This is a genomic window from Desulfosporosinus sp. OT, assembly GCF_000224515.1.
Classification (GTDB): Bacteria; Bacillota; Desulfitobacteriia; order Desulfitobacteriales; family Desulfitobacteriaceae; genus Desulfosporosinus.
The window spans coordinates 21,853-38,526 of record NZ_AGAF01000250.1 but is presented as its reverse complement, the minus strand read 5'-3'; the positions used below and the strand labels follow the sequence as shown (position 1 = coordinate 38,526).

Sequence of the window (16,674 nt, the reverse complement as noted above, 5' to 3'; positions counted from 1 at the left end):
TCGCGTGCTAGGTAAAGTTTCGATTCATCGAAGTTTTTAGGCATTGCAATTAGTTAAGTCAATGCTGGATTTCGAAGAATTGGAGCCACCTAAAAGGGTGGTTTTTGTTGTAGAAGAAAAATTTCCCGCAAAGTTCCTCTCACTTTTAAGTAGTAAGCTAGTTAATAGTAAGTTGGTTTGGTCAGTTGGGAAAACTTTAAGTGGTCAGTTTGTTGTTGAGTTCACATAGGGTAATCTGAAGTGTAACTTTTTTGCTGTATGTTAAGCCAAGATTGTTGTCAAGTTTAACTTTAAGTGACTCGAAACCTAAATTTTCTCCTTAGTAATTTTTCTGATTGTGACTCCAGTTAGACCTAAAGTAATCAAAGAAATAGTGGAGGATTTGTCCAGATTAGTTTCATCGCCTTCAATTAGTTTTTGACTGGTTTATCTTTTGTTAGGTCAAGGTCTTGATTCCCTTACGAGGTTGGTTTACGGAATATCTCTTTTCTGATTTTATTTCAGCGGTTGTAAGGTGTATTAGCTACAAACCTATGATTTTTTGGTTAATAACGATTTGGTTAAATTTTGATGAAGATTAATCTCGAGCCGTGTATCCATTAATTCTGAAGGAACTTTGCGGGATTCAAATTTAAATGTAAGGGCCACTCGTTCGAGTGGCCTTTTTTCTTCGAGTTCGATAGTATAAGAGCAACTAAAGCGGCAGCCGAGTTTTCTTTACAGTGCTCCTTTCGTACGAATAGGACACAACAGTTATGACATGTCCCAATTAAAAATCTGGTTTCCTGTAGTTTACTAACTGACGAACGTGGTTGGTCTAATTAGGACTCGTACTACGTGAAGAAGAACCAGCTGACTAAAGAGACACTGGATGGAGGTAAGTATTTCAGCTATACTTAGGGTGATGTCGACAGATACTCAAAGGGAGGCTTTGATATGTCTCAAGCGGTTCAAAAACAGAAATACATAGAGCGTGTAGATCGTCTGAAGAAGAGAGTGCTGGAAACTCGCCCTGAGATGGACCTAGAGAACGCCAAGATTCTCACTGAGGGGTTTCGGCAGGCTGAAGGGGATCCGCTTGTTGTACGTAAAGCCAAAGCGTTTCGTAAACAGTGCAGGGAGAAGACTGTTGTGATCTGGGACGACGAACTCATTGTCGGTAGTTCCGGGAGCAAGACACGGGCTGGTATTTTATGCGCCGACACGTGCTGGTCTGTGCTGAATGATGAACTGGAAACGATCAGCGAGCGGCGCTACGACCCGTTTTATTTAAGTCCTGAGAATCGAAAGATTTTTGAAGATGAAATCCGCCCCTACTGGAAAGGCCACTCAACTTACGAGGAGTGGCTTGTTCAAATTCCCGACGACACGCGTGAATTGCGGGATAACGGAGTGGTATACATTGACCGCAAGGCTGTGCGTGGTTGGGGGGAGACGACTGCTGGATACGAGTGGCTGATTCGTGAAGGAGTTTCGGAAATCAGAGAAGTAGTGGAAAATAGGAAAGCTAAACTCGATATCACAATACCAGGCGATTACGAAAAGGACTACTATTTAAAATCTCTTTTGATTGTGGCTGAAGGAATGGTCACGCTGGCGGAGCGCTATGCTGCGGAAGCCGAGCGCTTAGCAGCCTTAGAAAGAGATCCACAGAGAACAGAGGAACTTACGGAGATAGCTTTAGTCTGTCGTCACGTTCCGGCCAATCCAGCGCGAACATTTAGGGAAGCTTTGCAGTCGCTTTATTTTTATCAGATCTGCCTCGTGATGGAGCAGAATGCGGCTAGCTATAACCCGGGGCGCATGGATCAGTATCTTTGGCCTTATTACAAAGACGACCTGGCTGCGGGGCGGCTCACCCCTGACGAGGCGCAGGAACTTCTCGACTGTCTCTGGATTAAATTCAGTGAGCCGTGTCTCTTTCAGGATGCAGTTACTGCTGAATTCGCTGCAGGTTATCCGATGTTTCAGAACGTTTGCGTTGGAGGAGTGGATGACACAGGGAGAGATGCTGTCAACGATCTTTCCTACATGATTCTCAAGGCAACTATGGAAGTGCAACTGTACCAACCCTCCCTGTCGGTTCGCTACAGTCTGGCTAAGAATCCGAACTCTTTCCTAAGAAAAGTCGTGGAGCTCATCGGTCTGGGCACAGGATTTCCGGCGTTTCATAACGACGATGTTGGAATCAGGATGTTAATGAACAAGGGAATTCCCTTAAAAGAAGCCTTCAATTGGAATCCGTGCGGTTGCGTGGAGACCAACTTGGAGGGGCGGCTGCGTCAGTACACAGCACTGGCAGACATCAACCTGGGGAGTGTGATGGAGTTCGCCCTTTTGGACGGTAAAAATAGAAAAAGCGGACACTATATATCTGCTCGAACGGGAAATCCACTCGATTTCCAAACCTACGAAGAGCTTCAAACGGCCGTGAAAAAGCAGATCGAATATGTCGTTCGTGCTGTCGTGAAAGGGAGCCATGTCATTGACGAAATCTGCTTGGATCGGCCGGTTCCAGCGCTTTCCTTTTCGTTCAAGGAGTGTATCGAGAAGGCTTCCGACTACGCCTGGGGTGGAGCAAAATACAATGCGGGAAACGGTATTATTTTAATCGGTGTAGCGGACTTGATCAACAGTATGGCTGCAGTGCGGCATATTGTCTATAAGACCAGACAGGCGACTATGGCGCAACTGTTGGAGGCCTTAGACTCAGATTTTAAAGGGTTTGAAGAGTTACGCAAACTCTGCCTTGATGCACCGAAATATGGCAACGACGACCCGCTAGTGGATGACATTGCGGGAGATATGTTTACCTTTATTGCTGATGAGATTGAAAAGTACAACAGTAAATTTGGGCGCATGACTCCAGGGATTCTCCCCGTGTCCGGTAATACACCATTTGGTCTTATGGTTGGCGCACTTCCGTCCGGTCGCCAGGCCTGGAAACCGTTGGCCGACGGCATCAGTCCCAGTGGAGGCACGGACTTCAACGGCCCAGGTTCGGTGCTGAAGTCGGTGGCCAATATTCCCCACGCTCGTTTCGTCCAGGGGACCCTTTTGAATATGAAAGTGGAGCCAGCCATGTTGTCTACCGAAAATGGCATAATCCAAATGATGGCGCTGCTGAAGAGTATGTGCAGCCTTGGGGTCTATCATGTGCAGTTCAATGTTATTGATCAAGCAAAACTAATCCGGGCTCAGAAAAACCCAGAAGAGCACAAGGGACTGCTGGTACGTGTGGCTGGCTATACTGCTTACTTTGTGGAACTGGGAAAAGATGTTCAGAATGAGATCATCGAACGTACCGTTCAACATGGGATCTCTGCGGGGTGAGCATCATGAAGAAGAGTGGCCTGGTAGGTTCTGTGTTGAGGATCGAGAGAACATCAATCTACGATGGGCAGGGGCTGCGAACAGTGCTCTTTCTTAAGGGTTGTCCGCTCCGATGCCGCTGGTGTTCGACACCAGAATCGCAGCTAGCGACTCTCCAAAAGGGGTACGCTCGCAACCGTTGCGTGGGCTGTGGGATGTGTGTCTGCACCTGCCCCGAAGGGGCGCTTTCACTGGCGGAGGACGGCTTAAACGTCATCACAGACTTCTCAAAATGCCAGAATTGTTTTATGTGCGTCGCGAAATGTTTGCAAAATGCCCATAAAAAATACGGCAGTCTTTTGTCTGTCCAGGAAGTGGTACGGGAAATTGTCAAGGATGAGATTTTCTTCTTTCATTCAGGCGGTGGTGTCACAATCAGCGGAGGAGAACCTCTGAGCCAGCCTGATTTTGTTGCGGAAGTCCTGCAGGAGTGTAGAGCGCTGGGGATTCACACGGCACTGGAGACTAGTTTTCACGCTCCTTACGAGAGCATTGCCAAAGTTTTGCCCTGGCTCAATGTGCTCTATGTCGATCTCAAACTGATGGATAAAGAGTTTCATAAACAGTGGGTTGGTACGGACAACGCGCTCATTCTCGATAACCTCCAAAAAGTTGATCAGACCAAGGAACCGTTGGAAATCATCGTACGTATTCCCCTGGTTCCAGGCGCCAACGATTCAGATGCTAATCTGTCCGCCACTGCGGAATTCTGCAAATCCTTGAAAAAACTTAAAGAGGTTGAACTGTTACCCTACCATCGCCTGGGTCTGGAGACCTATCGAAATCTGGATAGGGATTATCTGTTGCAGGAACTTATCTCACCATCAGCGGAAGAAATCTCGGAACGAGCTAGTTTTCTGGCCCTACAAGATCCCGGCGTTCCGATTCGAGTTGGTGGATAAGGACATCATGTTACATACGGAGTGGTGAAATTTGGCTGATGGCAAGATCATAAATATTATGAAGTATTCTATCCATGATGGCCCAGGTATTAGAACAACCGTTTTTTTAAAGGGCTGTCCTCTCAACTGTTTGTGGTGTCATAACCCAGAAAGTCAAAGCTTAGGCCAGGAGTTAATGTATTGGCCGGAGCGCTGTCTGGGCTGTGGGCAGTGCTTAGAAATTTGCCCGCACGGCGCGGTGGTAGCGATTGCAGAAAAATTGGGATACCTGCGAGGTCTATGTCAGGCCTGCGGAGCATGCTGTAAGGTTTGCCATGCCGGCGTAAGAGAACTCGCAGCCAAAACGATGTCCGTTAGAGAAGTCATGGCTGCGGTTGAGAAAGATTTAATTTTTTATGACGAATCAGGAGGGGGAGTAACGTTTTCCGGAGGGGAAGCGTTCATGCAATCTGTTTTTCTGTTAGAACTACTTAAAGAGTGCCGGAAGAAGGAAATCCACACGACCCTAGAGACGTGTGGATACGTAAACCTTGAATTATTACAAAGGATGAGCGCTTGGGTGGATCTGTTTCTGTATGATGTGAAACTTATGGATAGCCAGAAACACCAAAGTGTCACGGGTGTACCCAATGAACTTATTTTAGCGAATTTGCGTTGGTTGGCGGAGCATCATCCCCAGGTCATTGTCCGAGTACCGATTATTCCAGGAATTAATGATGACCAGGAAACCCTTCAGCAATTGGGCGAGTTTGTGGCATCGTTACAAAGGATCACTGAACTTCATCTGCTCCCCTACCATAAGGCTGGGTCGGATAAGTACCAACGACTAGGTCGGACGTATCAATTGCCAGACCTTCAATCTCCAGACAATGAGCGAATGGGGCAGATTAAGGGACAGCTGGAACGGTTTGGTCTGAAGGTTAAAATTGGAGGGTGAGAACACTCCTTTAACTCCCTATGATTCTGAATCCTTCGGGTAATGGATCTTTGGGATCGAGCACTAATTGATTAAAACCTATGATTTGTGCTGTACCAGATACTTCCGTGAGGACTGCATTATAGTCTCCGACCTTTGTTTCAGAGACAAACTTCCCTTCGAAGGGAGTATCGATAATGCTGTAATTGATGAGGGTGTCACCTTTCTTTAACTCGCCTTTATGATAGTGTAAGGCAACTCTTCCGCCTGTTCCGGTTCCGGTAGGGGATCGATCAACCTGACCTTCTGCGAAAATACAAACATTTTTGGTCAGGAGTTGATTCCCTACTCTCCGGGGGGTCTCGTAAAAAATAGTTCCATAAAGCCAATTGACGCCGGAGGTCGGATGATTAAATTCCATATCAGCCATTACCTTATGTTTTATCTCCATTCCTCTCTGGACTAATTTTTCGGTGTTTTCAGGAGTCACAGTTAAGTGAATTTGTTGAGAATCCAGAAAGACATAGAAGGCACCGCAATACACAACGTCAGCAGTGACTTCTCCGATACCCTCTACATCAACAATGATGTTTTCTTTATAGACAAAACAAGGGACATTTTGAAATCTAACTCGTTCTACTTCACCATCCTTGACGTCCGCACAGGCCGTAATTCTCCCAGCAGGGGAGTCGATTTTGACGATTGTTTCCCCTTCTGGAGCAACAATCATGCCGGTTTCGATGACGACCTTGGTCACGCCGATAACGCCATGCCCACACATGGAACTTAACCCTTCATTGTGAGTAAATAGGACACCAAAATCACCATCTTCAGTCACGGGTGGGACCAGGATACAGCCGTACATTCCGCTATGTCCGCGGGGCTCTAACATGATCAGCTTCCGTAAATGGTCATAGTTTTCGAGCATATACTGCCTTTTTTCAAGCATGGTTTTGCCCTGAATAGGTGGTAAGCCTGAAGTGACGATTCTTAGTGGTTCTCCGGCGGTATGGGCGTCTATGCAATTGATATAATGTTTGAAATTCATCCGTTTGGTCACCTCTCCTGGAGCACAGCAAGCGTGTGCAAATTCAAACTATGACTATAATACTTAGGACATTAACTTCTCAATTAAAAGGAAATTTTCTGTCCGATGTCTTGCTCTAAGGCTTTCTGATAAATTTTTTGAGCTGTTACAATGTCTAATACAGCCATTCCCACAGTTTTGAAGAGTGTGATTTCTAAGGGGGTCTCCCTTCCGGGGAGGTTATTCGAGATAACCTTACCAATCTCCCCCGTGAATTTATCCATGCTAATCGTCCCTTGAGTTAAGGGAATAATAAAATCGCCCGCCTCAGCCAGTACCGCTTCCTGAGAGTCAAAGTAAATCTTGTCTGCTCGATGTAGTATGAATTCATCTATTTCCTGCATTGTTGGCAGATAGGAGCCGACCCCATTGATATGTGCTCCGGCTTTAACTAGGTGCCCATCGAAAACCGGCTGGTGCGATGTAGTTACAGCAGTTATAATATCTGCATCTGTTATTGCTTCCTCCGAAGTCTCCACGGCACGAAGGAGAGTTCCGTACTTCGTAAATTTAGTTTGCATTTGTGTCCCAAAGGTTTGAGCGTGTTCCAGATTCCGGCTAAAAATACGGACTTCCCTTAGATTTCTAACTGCCAGCATAGCTTCGAGTTGGGTAACGGCTTGTCCACCTGTACCAATCAGCGCTCCGATTTTAGCATCTGACCGAGCGAGCAGGTCGGTAGCCGCTCCTGCTGTGGCGCCTGTGCGAAGTTGGGTGAGGTAGGTTCCATCTAGGATACAGCAGACTTCTCCGCTGGTCCCGTCAAGCAGCACCATTGTCGCCGGAACCGAGGGCTTACCTTTTTCCGTATTGTGAGGAAAAACCGAGACGATCTTTACTCCCATGCTGCCTAGTGATTCGACGTAGCCAGGCATGAACAATGTCTGACCTTCATAATTGGGCGCACTGATATTAACCCTTAAAGGGACGACACTTCCTCCTGATGAGTAGATGTTCAAAGCTTGTTTGACTGCTTCCAGAGCATCTTGCATGGTGAAAATCTTTTGAATGTCTTGTTTGGTTAGCAGCAGCATAATAACCCTCCGTCCTATTCTTTATGCATACACTATCGATTCCAGATAGATTTGTCAACGAGTGCCCGCTGAGTTAATAAGTTGAGAATAAAGCTAAGTTAGGTGATTTTACGACTAGAGGAGTGATCTGAGAATGAACGAGCGAGTAGCTATACTCAGGCAACGAAGCTTAGAGGCTGAGGCCCATATCTCCGCGGAAAGGGCGGATTTGATTACAGAGTTCTACCGTACGAACGGGAATGCTTCCGTCCCCGTTCAGCGGGCTTTGACTTTTAAATACATTATGGAAAGAAAAGAGATCTGTATTAATGCGGGTGAATTAATTGTTGGTGAGAGGGGGCCGGCCCCAAAGGCTACTTATACGTACCCTGAACTTTGCTGTCATAGTCTTGAGGACTTAGATCTGCTGAATTCTCGTCCTAAAATACCGTTTAAAGTCAGTCCAGAAGTTCGTCGAACTTATGAAGAGCGAATTATTCCTTTTTGGGCAGGTAAGTCGATGCGGGACCTTATTTTTTCGGAAATGTCTCAGGAATGGAAAGCTTCCTACAATGCAGGCATTTTTACGGAATTTATGGAGCAGAGAGCACCTGGACATACGGTGCTCGATGATAAAATCTACCGTTTAGGTTTCCTGGACTTCATGGCTGAGATCGATGCCCATTTGGCGAAACTCGACTATTTTAACGATGCTGAGGCCTACTATAAGCAGGAAGAACTGCGGGCCATGCGCATTTGTGCTCAAGCCATTATCCGGTTTGCCGAGCGACATGCGGAAAAAGCCAGAGAATTAGCCCAGGTGGAAACAGATCTACTGAGGAAAGAAGAATTGGAGAAGATCGCTGAGATTTGTTCGTACGTCCCGGCTCACGCCCCCCGTAATTACTGGGAAGCTTTGCAGGCCTATTGGTTTGTGCATTTGGGCGTTATCACAGAACTGAATACCTGGGATGCGTTTAATCCTGGTCGTCTGGATCAGCATTTATATCCGTTCTATAAAAAAGAAGTGGCCGAAGGAACCCTTTCTGAGGAACAGGCCAAAGAACTCTTAGAATGTTTTTGGGTAAAGTTTAACAATCAGCCAGCCCCGCCTAAAGTTGGAGTAACAGCAGCGGAGAGCGGTACGTATACAGATTTTGCTAACATTAACAGCGGTGGGCTCAAAGCCGATGGTTCGGATGGAGTTAATGAGGTCACCTACTTGGTTCTCGACGTGATCGATGAAATGCGTCTCTTACAACCCAGCTCGAACATCCAATTGAGCAGGAAGAACCCGGATCGCTTTATAAAACGAGCGGCTAGGATTATCAGGAAAGGTTGGGGTCAGCCTTCTGTCTTCAATGCCGATACAGTCGTTGAGGAACTTTTGCGCCAAGGCAAATTGATTGAAGATGCCCGTCAGGGCGGGACCAGCGGGTGTGTGGAAACGGGGGCTTTCGGTAAAGAAAGTTATATTCTAACCGGGTATTTCAACCTGCCTAAGATTTTCGAGTTAGCACTGCATAACGGAGTAGACCCCAGAACTGGTCAGCAGTTAGGTGTAGAAACCGGAGACCCTCGCAGCTTTACCTCCTTTGAGGAACTTTTTGAGGCGTTTAAAACCCAGCTCCACTACTTTATGGATATTAAAGTTAAAGGAAGCAATATCATCGAGCGACTTTATGCGACCTACATGCCGTCGCCGTTCCTTTCTCTCCTGATTGACGATTGTGTTGCCAAGGCCAAAGATTATAATGACGGAGGGGCTCGTTACAACACGAACTATGTCCAAGGGGTTGGCTTAGGTAGTTTAACGGACACCTTAGCGGGCATCAAGTACCATGTTTTTGATCAGAGGAATCTTACTCTAGACCAGTTACTTCGGGCGTTAGAGGATAATTTCTCTGAGCACGAAGCATTGCGCCAGCAACTGATCAACAAGACACCTCATTTTGGCAATGATGATGACTATGCTGACGAACTGATGGTGGATATTTTTAATGCTTATTATGCTGAGGTGAATGGCCGTCCCAATACTAAGGGTGGTGTCTATCGGGTCAATATGTTGCCGACAACCTGCCATGTTTATTTTGGTTCTGTCTTAGGTGCTACAGCTGAAGGGCGCCGGGCTGGAGAACCTCTTTCGGAGGGGATTTCTCCAGTCCAAGGAACGGATCGCTTAGGTCCGACTGCAGTCATAAAATCTGCCTCCAAGCTAGATCACGCACGCACCGGGGGGACTCTGCTAAACCTTAAGTTCACTCCTCAAGTCCTAGAAGGGGAAGAGGGAATTGAGAAGTTGGCTCAGTTGGTCCGCTCGTATTTTAAATTAGGTGGTCATCATATTCAGTTTAATGTGGTCGACGCCCAGACACTCAGGGCAGCGCAGGCCGAGCCGGAAAAGCACAGAGACTTAATTGTACGTGTGGCGGGGTATAGTGATTATTTCTGTGATCTGAGTGAAGCGCTGCAGGAAGAAATTATTAATAGGACGGAACATACGGCGTTCTAAAAGTAATACCTTTTCTCATATTCCGAGCATTCTCTCCAGCCGCTTCAGATCCAGCTCACCAATGGAATAAAATCCGCCTCCAAACGTGACCACATACTGGGGGACTTTGCTAAATGTTAAGTTTATTCCCCAAGTTCCGAAAGGTGAGGAGGTAAGGATATATAGCGAGACAATATTTTACATTAGCTAGCTGGTTTTTCATTAGTGAACATGATAATCTTATCTTAACTGAAAGAAAGAAGAGATCAATTTCTAGCTATTCGTCCGCCGCTTGGTGATATTAAGCCTCTTAATGGCCAAGGAATGCTAATGCGTTTACGAGTTGGTACATTCAAAGTAATTTTTCAAGTTAATCATACTGAACAAATGTATATATATTGACCATCGACAGTAGGGGTGACGTCTATTAAGCTTATTCAAAGCTGCAACATAAGACATCACCCCTATTTAGCAAAAAATTAACCGGAGATGATTGATTATTAACTTAGAAACAACAAGGAAATGTACTCATTTTTCATGCTCGGTAGCGAGGAGGAAGTGATGATAATGTTAAACTGCCAGGGAATACAAACAATTGAAACAGAAAGATTGATTTTAAGAAGATTTTCTTATTCAGATGCTTTTGATATGCTGAAGTATTGGATAAACGATCCCTTAGTACAATTTATGTATTCTGAACCTATTTATGTAAATAACCAAGAAGTTAGCGAGCTGCTTAATCAATATATATCATCTTATGAAAAGATAGATTATTATCGTTGGGCAATTATTTTAAAGGAAACGAACGAATGCCTTGGGCAGATAGCGTTTTTTCTTGTAGACAATAAAAATCATTTTAGTGAGATAGAATATTGTATTAGTAGGACCTTTCAGAAAAAAGGCCTGGCCACTGAAGCAACAAAAGCGGTTATGAAATTTGGTTTTGAAAACGTTAATTTTCACAAGATACAAATATGTCATAAAGAAAACAATATAGCTTCGCAAAAAGTCATTGAGAAATGCGGATTTAAATATGAGGGTACGCTCAGGGATTTCTTTTATCATGATGGTAAATATCTAGATAGGTTATATTATTCATTGTTGAAAGAAGAGTGGAGTTTATTGTGCTAAATACACGAGACGATTTAAGGGGGATATAGAAATGGATAAAATTAATATCCGCGAGAAATTAAATCTTTTCAATGAGTATTGGAGTCCAAGAATATTAGGCGAGGTTAACGAATCCTATGTGAAAATTGCCAAACTTAAGGGCGAATTTTTATGGCACATCCATGAAAACGAAGATGAAATGTTTTATGTTCTAAAAGGACTTTTGATTATCAAGTTCAGGGATAAGGATGTAATAATAAATGAAGGGGAATTTCTTATTATTCCGAAGGGAATTGAACATATGCCTGTTGCTGAAGAAGAAGTACATGTCATGTTAATTGAAGCCAAAACAACGTTAAATACTGGAGATGTAAGAAATGAAAGGACAGTAGAGAAACTTGAAAAGATTTAGTGTGAATTCTTCTGATATTGAATAGGATGTCCTCGCTGATTTTAGGTTACCAGGTCAGTTCTTGGGGTACGTTTAGGCGTTATAACGATGAGAAAGAAGGTCATTAGATTGAGGAGAATGCCGTTTCATCCCCCTACAGATTACTACTGCGAACAGTTGGCACCAATCGATGAGCAAATCTGTGCACTTATCACCAAGCGTAAAGAGCTTTCCGAAAATAATCCAGGTTTTCCGAGTCTCGGGTTAATAACAACATGGTGTCAACGATATGAGCTGAACGAAGCGATGACGCAGAGCATCTTTACAATGCTGTACAATGAGAAAGAGTTTTCGGCTCACTTTCAAGTAGAACCCACTGGGTTCCTTAAGTTCGTACCAATATTAAAATGGGTGGAAATAAACAGCGTCTTGTATTCTGTTACGCACATGAAACAATACGAAAATGCCAGTGTAGTTTATATCGAGATTGAAGTCCATAACTCCGAACGATTTGTCCGGCTGGGACATGCTCGCCTTGATTTGTCTATCTCACCAGACCATCAATGTCGGCAACATCGAGGCAGCGGGCAAGACAAAGGGATGCAGTATTCTTTTGTGGTAGCACCACAGTTGCCAGATGATCTTACGGGTGTTGAGTTTCGTCTTGACGTAAAACCATTTCCTGAAAATCAGGAGATGCTCACAGTAGCTCTCGCGGAAGCTACTGTGAGCATTAAATAAGAAAAATTAAGCTTTACAGTTTAGCTGTTTGCTAACCGTTACCGGTTGTGGTAGGGTTCTGATATCGAATATTGCATAATCCTCTGATAAGTTCACTAACCTGCAGATGGAATTGCAATTCCACACGAAGTCAGTTTCCTGTATTCCCTTTAGAATGTGGAAGTGATAATCATCGGACGGAGGGTATACAGTATTCTAAGAGCTCTGGTTAGTATAAAGGGGGGGAATAATTTGAAAAGGCAAATTAGCAAAGCTAACTTCTCCTTAGTAAGTATAGAACTAGAACATTATGAAAGTAGCGGACTTATCACAGGGGGACAAAAAAAGGAGATCCTGGAGATCTATGAAATCAAAGGTGGTCTCAACTTTATTCGGGTTGTGGTTACGATTGGGGCCATCTTAGTGGGCCTTGGGATTTTGAGTTTTATCGCCAGTAATTGGGATGGGATCAATCATTTAGGCAAACTTCTTATTATCTTTGGAGTTTTCGGCGGAGTGAATCTTGCAGGTTACCTGCTTACAGAGAATTATCCCAAGACAGCTCGAAGTCTTATTTATCTGGGCATGTTGGTTTATGGAGCAGGTATTTTTCTTATAGGACAGATGTATAATTTTGGAGGGGAATTTACCACGGCGTTTCTTTTATGGTCCTTGGGTGTAATTCCGATGGCTTTTCAACTTCAGGACAAATATTTAATGCTCTTTGCCAACATCCTGTTCGGGGTCTATCTTAACGCCTCGTACAATCTGGGTTTCCCTTACGCGGGTTGGGTTGGGGTACCAATTGTGTATCTAGCGTTTAAGTGTTTTGGAAAGTCAAAACTTTTGTTGTTTTTTGCCAACCTGACAACCTTAAGCTTTATCTTACAAATCACTCTGAGATATGAGGTAAAGGGTTTATACGTTGCCCTCATTTTTTTCTTGATTGGACTTCTGATGTATGGAATAAAACACAATCTTGGGTCCGAGATCTTCCGTGTTCAGGGTAACATTTTGTTTGGGGTAACGGGTGTGATTCTGACTATTCCTGAAATATGGGATGTCCTTGTAAGTGTTCAGTCTACGCGTTTAGTTAGCATTCTATTTGCACTTGCTTTGCTTGTCTTGCTGTTTGCCCTCATCCGAAAGGGAAGTATTATAAGTCTGATTTTTGTATGTATTACTATTTTTAGGTATTATACAGATACCTTTGCGTTTTTACCCAAATCACTGTTCTTCATCGTTGGAGGGCTACTGCTCCTTGGCTTCGGTTATTACTTTGAACGGATGATCAAAACGCCAAAAGGGGGAACACTCGAATGAATAAGCAGAATAAGCATAAGACGTTTTTTCTAGCAGTGTTAATTCCCTTATTTATCCTTCTGGCCATGACTATTAAACCTCAAGCGACGGTTCTTTTCGGGAAAGAGATTTTGCTTGAAACGAAGGCCATTGACCCAACGGATCTATTTAGGGGGGACTATGTTTCCGTAAGTCTGGCGATCTCAGATGTATCCAAGTCAAAGGTGCCCCTACCAATCGATAAGGTGAGTAATAAGAATCTTTATGTAAGCTTAAAACAAGAGGGTAAGTACTATATAGTTGACCAAGTAAGCGAGAATAGACCCAAGCAAGGTGCTTATCTTAAAGGAAAGTTTCAGAATACGTACAATGAGTCCGATGTTTTTCATGTAGATTACAGTCTGGATAAATATTTTCTGGAACAAGGAAGTGGAAAGGAACTTCAGCAGAAATCTCAGAGCGGAGAATTGGTAGGTACTGTAAGGGTTCTGGGTGGGTATGGGGTTTTGACGAGTATCGCGCCACGCTAGGTGCTCTAAATAATCCTAGCTATTAAAAATTGGTTGGCACCCACGGACACTGTCTTCGCACCTATTAACCCTTCTTGCAGACACTGTCTTCGCACGTATAGACTTCTTAGTCTGTCGCCGAAGAATAAGAAAACCCTCCAGAGCCTTGCGGCTTGGAGGGTTCGTTTTTAATCAATCAGCGATTTACCAATTGCTGCGTGTACGTGGTTGATAGCACTCACGGCAATATACTGGTTTGTCACCAGAAGGTTGGAAAGGAACAGTTGTTTCTTTTCCACAGGTAGCACAGATGGCTGGGAACATTTCGCGTTGTTGACGACCATATCCGCCACCGCCGCCTTGATTTCTGTTTTGTGCTTTTTTGGCAGCACGGCACTCTGGGCAACGTCCAGGTTCATTAGTGAACCCTTTTTCAGCATAGAACTCTTGCTCTGATGCTGTAAACTCGAAATCCCGACCACAATCTTTGCAATTTAAAACTTTGTCATTGAACATTATAAAAAACCTCCACTAAAATATTACCCGCGCTACATGGCAAGTTCACCAACTTCTTCCCGGAGCCTTAGGTAATAGAGAAGGTTTGCTTAAATCCACTAGTTTTAACGAGCTTATATTAGTATAACTAAAAAAACCATTGTTGTCAAATTATTATTCTTAAGCATACATTTTTTCTAATAAAACCTTAACATCCTCATTTTCCAGATACTCATCGAACGTCAGCTGGCGATCTAGGAGTCCTTTCGGTGTAATCTCAATAATACGATTAGCAATCGTTTGGACAAACTGGTGATCTTGAGATACAAACAAGATGTTCCCATCGTGGTTCGTTAGAGAATTATTCAGAGCCGTGATGGATTCCATATCCAGGTGATTCGTGGGCTCGTCTAATAAAAGGACATTGGCACCACTTAGCATCATTCTGGAAAGCATGCAGCGTACCTTTTCTCCCCCGGAAAGAACGCGGGCCGATTTCAGGGATTCGTCTCCAGAGAAAAGCATTCTCCCCAGAAATCCGCGGACAAACGATTCATCAGGGTCTTTAGAAAATTGTCTAAGCCACTCGACAAGATTAAGATCCGTATCAAAATAAGGAGAGTTATCTTGAGGAAAATAGGCTTGGGTCGTTGTAATTCCCCAGTTGATCTCCCCTTGGTCCGGGACGATTTCTCCCATAAGAACTTTAAATAAAGTTGTCTTAGCATAGCCGTCAGGGCCAACAAAGGCGATCTTATCTCCTTTATTCATCATAAACGAGATGTTGTCCAGTACTTTGGTACCATCAATACTAACCGTCAAGTCCTTGACAGTTAAAATATTGTTGCCTGCTTCTCTGTCAGGTGTGAAAGCGATATAGGGATATTTACGGGAGGAGGGTTTAATGTCATCCAGCGTCAGCTTATCGAGCTGTTTTTTACGAGAGGTTGCTTGTTTCGCCTTTGAAGCATTGGAGCTAAAGCGTTGAATAAATTTCTGTAGCTCTTCAATTTTATCTTCCTTTTTACGATTAGCTTCGCGCATGAGTCTTAAAGCCAGTTGACTTGACTCATACCAGAAATCATAGTTACCAACGTAGAGTTGGATCTTCCCGAAGTCGATGTCAGCGATATGCGTGCATACTTTATTTAAAAAATGGCGGTCATGCGAGACAACGATGACCGTATTTTCGTAATTATAGAGGAAGTTTTCCAGCCAAGCAATCGATGTTAAGTCAAGATGGTTGGTTGGCTCATCGAGGAGGAGAATATTGGGATTGCCAAAGAGAGCTTGAGCAAGTAAAACGCGAACTTTTTCATTTCCACTCAGTTCTTTCATTTTGCGGCTCTGCAGATCCTTGTCGATTCCCAGTCCCATTAATAGTTCAGATGCTTCGGCCTCAGCTTGCCAACCATTGAGTTCAGCAAAATCTCCTTCAAGTATGGAAGCCCTTATGCCATCTTCTTCTGAAAAATCTGGTTTGGCATAAAGCGCGTCCTTCTCTTCCATTATTTCGTATAACCGGGCGTGCCCCATGATCACAGTATTCAGCACTTCGAATTCTTCAAACTCGAAGTGATCTTGCTTTAAGACTCCTATCCGCTCGCCAGGCGTTAGAATAACTTCTCCAGTAGAAGAGTCTATTTCACCGGATAATATTTTTAAGAAGGTTGATTTACCTGCGCCATTGGCTCCAATTAAACCGTAACAGTTACCGGGCAGAAATTTCACATTAACATCTTCAAATAAGGCTCTTTTACCAAATCTTAAGGTTAACCCACTAGTACTTATCATTATAATCGTTCCTTTATTATAGATTTACTTATATTCAAGAATATAGTATATCATTTTATCACCAGAAGGTATAGGTTGATAATAATTGGGTCTGGAGAATTGAGCAAGCCCCCTACCTTCAATCAATGGTAGAGGGCTAAAAATTGAGATTACATAGTCGCTGAAAATCCTATGTTTTTGAGAGTTCTAGTGAATTGAGTTCGTTTCAGTTTCCTGCAAGAGACTTCTTAGAACTAGAATTCCTGACATTGTTTTGGGAAACCCAGCGCTAGGAGCCACTAAGAGAATAGCGTGTTCAATTTCTTCCTTTGTGCAACCGCTACTTAAGGCCTTTAGAATATGGGTTCTCAGCGCCCGAGGATACTGGCATTCTGTGGAGAGAGCAACTTTAATCAACCAGCAAGTTTTTTCATCGAGCGGGCCGCCTTCTTCGTGGACTAAACGACCGTACTTCTCATAGGCCTGATAAATACTCTCATGATGCTCCGTAAAATACTTTAAATTGATCTCCGTGCTGTCTATGTTATCAAAATAATCGTCCATGTGAGGTGTGCTCCTTACTGTTTTTGAAC

Annotated in this window: 14 protein-coding genes; 9 read left to right on the top strand and 5 right to left on the bottom strand. The window is 43.9% G+C overall.

Annotated elements, in window-relative coordinates; genetic code table 11:
- Positions 1 to 936 precede the first annotated feature (936 nt).
- Genes DOT_RS24220 through DOT_RS24210 form a run of 3 tightly spaced genes read left to right on the top strand, consistent with a single transcriptional unit; the run spans position 937 to position 5,211 of the window.
- Positions 937 to 3,333 (top strand): formate C-acetyltransferase/glycerol dehydratase family glycyl radical enzyme, encoded by a 2,397-nt coding sequence (locus tag DOT_RS24220; RefSeq protein ID WP_009624219.1) that lies wholly within the window; start codon positions 937 to 939, stop codon positions 3,331 to 3,333.
- A gap of 5 nt (positions 3,334 to 3,338) precedes the next feature.
- Entirely contained in the window at positions 3,339 to 4,274 is a 936-nt protein-coding gene (locus tag DOT_RS24215) for a glycyl-radical enzyme activating protein (protein ID WP_009624218.1), read from the top strand.
- Positions 4,275 to 4,305: 31 nt separating this feature from the next.
- Complete coding sequence (locus DOT_RS24210; RefSeq protein WP_009624217.1) at positions 4,306 to 5,211, top strand: glycyl-radical enzyme activating protein; 906 nt, start codon at positions 4,306 to 4,308, stop codon at positions 5,209 to 5,211.
- Positions 5,212 to 5,221: 10 nt separating this feature from the next.
- Here the strand turns inward: DOT_RS24210 and DOT_RS24205 are convergent, their stop codons facing one another.
- Complete coding sequence (locus DOT_RS24205; protein ID WP_009624216.1) at positions 5,222 to 6,238, bottom strand: proline racemase family protein; 1,017 nt, start codon at positions 6,236 to 6,238, stop codon at positions 5,222 to 5,224.
- 83 nt (positions 6,239 to 6,321) lie between these two features.
- The gene (locus tag DOT_RS24200; RefSeq protein WP_009624215.1) at positions 6,322 to 7,311 is read right to left on the bottom strand and encodes an ornithine cyclodeaminase family protein; all 990 of its coding nucleotides are present in this window, start codon (positions 7,309 to 7,311) and stop codon (positions 6,322 to 6,324) included.
- Positions 7,312 to 7,444: 133 nt separating this feature from the next.
- Here DOT_RS24200 and hypD point away from each other — a divergent pair, with 133 nt between their 5' ends.
- From hypD to DOT_RS24170, 6 genes are all read left to right on the top strand, one after another.
- Positions 7,445 to 9,802 (top strand): trans-4-hydroxy-L-proline dehydratase, encoded by a 2,358-nt coding sequence (gene hypD / locus DOT_RS24195; protein ID WP_009624214.1) that lies wholly within the window; start codon positions 7,445 to 7,447, stop codon positions 9,800 to 9,802.
- A gap of 546 nt (positions 9,803 to 10,348) precedes the next feature.
- Entirely contained in the window at positions 10,349 to 10,912 is a 564-nt protein-coding gene (locus DOT_RS24190) for a GNAT family protein (RefSeq protein ID WP_009624213.1), read from the top strand.
- Between the two features lie 31 nt (positions 10,913 to 10,943).
- Entirely contained in the window at positions 10,944 to 11,303 is a 360-nt protein-coding gene (locus DOT_RS24185) for a cupin domain-containing protein (RefSeq protein WP_009624212.1), read from the top strand.
- A 117-nt stretch (positions 11,304 to 11,420) separates the two neighbouring features.
- Positions 11,421 to 12,023, top strand: a complete 603-nt coding sequence (locus DOT_RS24180) for a hypothetical protein (RefSeq protein ID WP_040413406.1) — start codon at positions 11,421 to 11,423, stop codon at positions 12,021 to 12,023.
- 231 nt (positions 12,024 to 12,254) lie between these two features.
- Positions 12,255 to 13,325 (top strand): DUF2157 domain-containing protein, encoded by a 1,071-nt coding sequence (locus DOT_RS24175; RefSeq protein ID WP_009624210.1) that lies wholly within the window; start codon positions 12,255 to 12,257, stop codon positions 13,323 to 13,325.
- Positions 13,322 to 13,834: a GDYXXLXY domain-containing protein gene (locus DOT_RS24170; RefSeq protein WP_009624209.1), complete on the top strand. Its 513-nt coding sequence runs from the start codon at positions 13,322 to 13,324 to the stop codon at positions 13,832 to 13,834. Before DOT_RS24175 ends, DOT_RS24170 begins: the two co-directional genes overlap by 4 nt.
- Before the next feature lie 183 nt (positions 13,835 to 14,017).
- Here the strand turns inward: DOT_RS24170 and DOT_RS24165 are convergent, their stop codons facing one another.
- The 3 genes from DOT_RS24165 to DOT_RS24155 all read right to left on the bottom strand — a co-directional run bounded on the left by DOT_RS24165 (position 14,018) and on the right by DOT_RS24155 (position 16,645).
- Complete coding sequence (locus DOT_RS24165; protein WP_040413404.1) at positions 14,018 to 14,329, bottom strand: zinc-ribbon domain containing protein; 312 nt, start codon at positions 14,327 to 14,329, stop codon at positions 14,018 to 14,020.
- A gap of 159 nt (positions 14,330 to 14,488) precedes the next feature.
- Positions 14,489 to 16,102 carry an ATP-binding cassette domain-containing protein gene (locus DOT_RS24160; protein ID WP_009624207.1) on the bottom strand — a complete coding sequence of 538 codons (1,614 nt, stop codon included), beginning with the start codon at positions 16,100 to 16,102 and terminating at the stop codon, positions 14,489 to 14,491.
- A 186-nt stretch (positions 16,103 to 16,288) separates the two neighbouring features.
- Positions 16,289 to 16,645, bottom strand: coding sequence for a carboxymuconolactone decarboxylase family protein (locus tag DOT_RS24155; RefSeq protein WP_009624206.1), 357 nt, complete (start codon positions 16,643 to 16,645; stop codon positions 16,289 to 16,291).
- Between the last annotated feature and the right edge of the window lie 29 nt (positions 16,646 to 16,674).

Coding starts and splice junctions, on each gene's coding strand:
- DOT_RS24205 (WP_009624216.1), bottom strand. CDS start 6,238: ATGAATTTCAAACATTATATCAATTGCATAGACGCCCATACCGCCGGA.
- DOT_RS24155 (WP_009624206.1), bottom strand. CDS start 16,645: ATGGACGATTATTTTGATAACATAGACAGCACGGAGATCAATTTAAAG.
- DOT_RS24170 (WP_009624209.1), top strand. CDS start 13,322: ATGAATAAGCAGAATAAGCATAAGACGTTTTTTCTAGCAGTGTTAATT.
- DOT_RS24200 (WP_009624215.1), bottom strand. CDS start 7,311: ATGCTGCTGCTAACCAAACAAGACATTCAAAAGATTTTCACCATGCAA.
- DOT_RS24220 (WP_009624219.1), top strand. CDS start 937: ATGTCTCAAGCGGTTCAAAAACAGAAATACATAGAGCGTGTAGATCGT.
- hypD (WP_009624214.1), top strand. CDS start 7,445: ATGAACGAGCGAGTAGCTATACTCAGGCAACGAAGCTTAGAGGCTGAG.
- DOT_RS24180 (WP_040413406.1), top strand. CDS start 11,421: ATGCCGTTTCATCCCCCTACAGATTACTACTGCGAACAGTTGGCACCA.
- DOT_RS24165 (WP_040413404.1), bottom strand. CDS start 14,329: ATGTTCAATGACAAAGTTTTAAATTGCAAAGATTGTGGTCGGGATTTC.
- DOT_RS24160 (WP_009624207.1), bottom strand. CDS start 16,102: ATGATAAGTACTAGTGGGTTAACCTTAAGATTTGGTAAAAGAGCCTTA.
- DOT_RS24190 (WP_009624213.1), top strand. CDS start 10,349: ATGTTAAACTGCCAGGGAATACAAACAATTGAAACAGAAAGATTGATT.
- DOT_RS24215 (WP_009624218.1), top strand. CDS start 3,339: ATGAAGAAGAGTGGCCTGGTAGGTTCTGTGTTGAGGATCGAGAGAACA.
- DOT_RS24185 (WP_009624212.1), top strand. CDS start 10,944: ATGGATAAAATTAATATCCGCGAGAAATTAAATCTTTTCAATGAGTAT.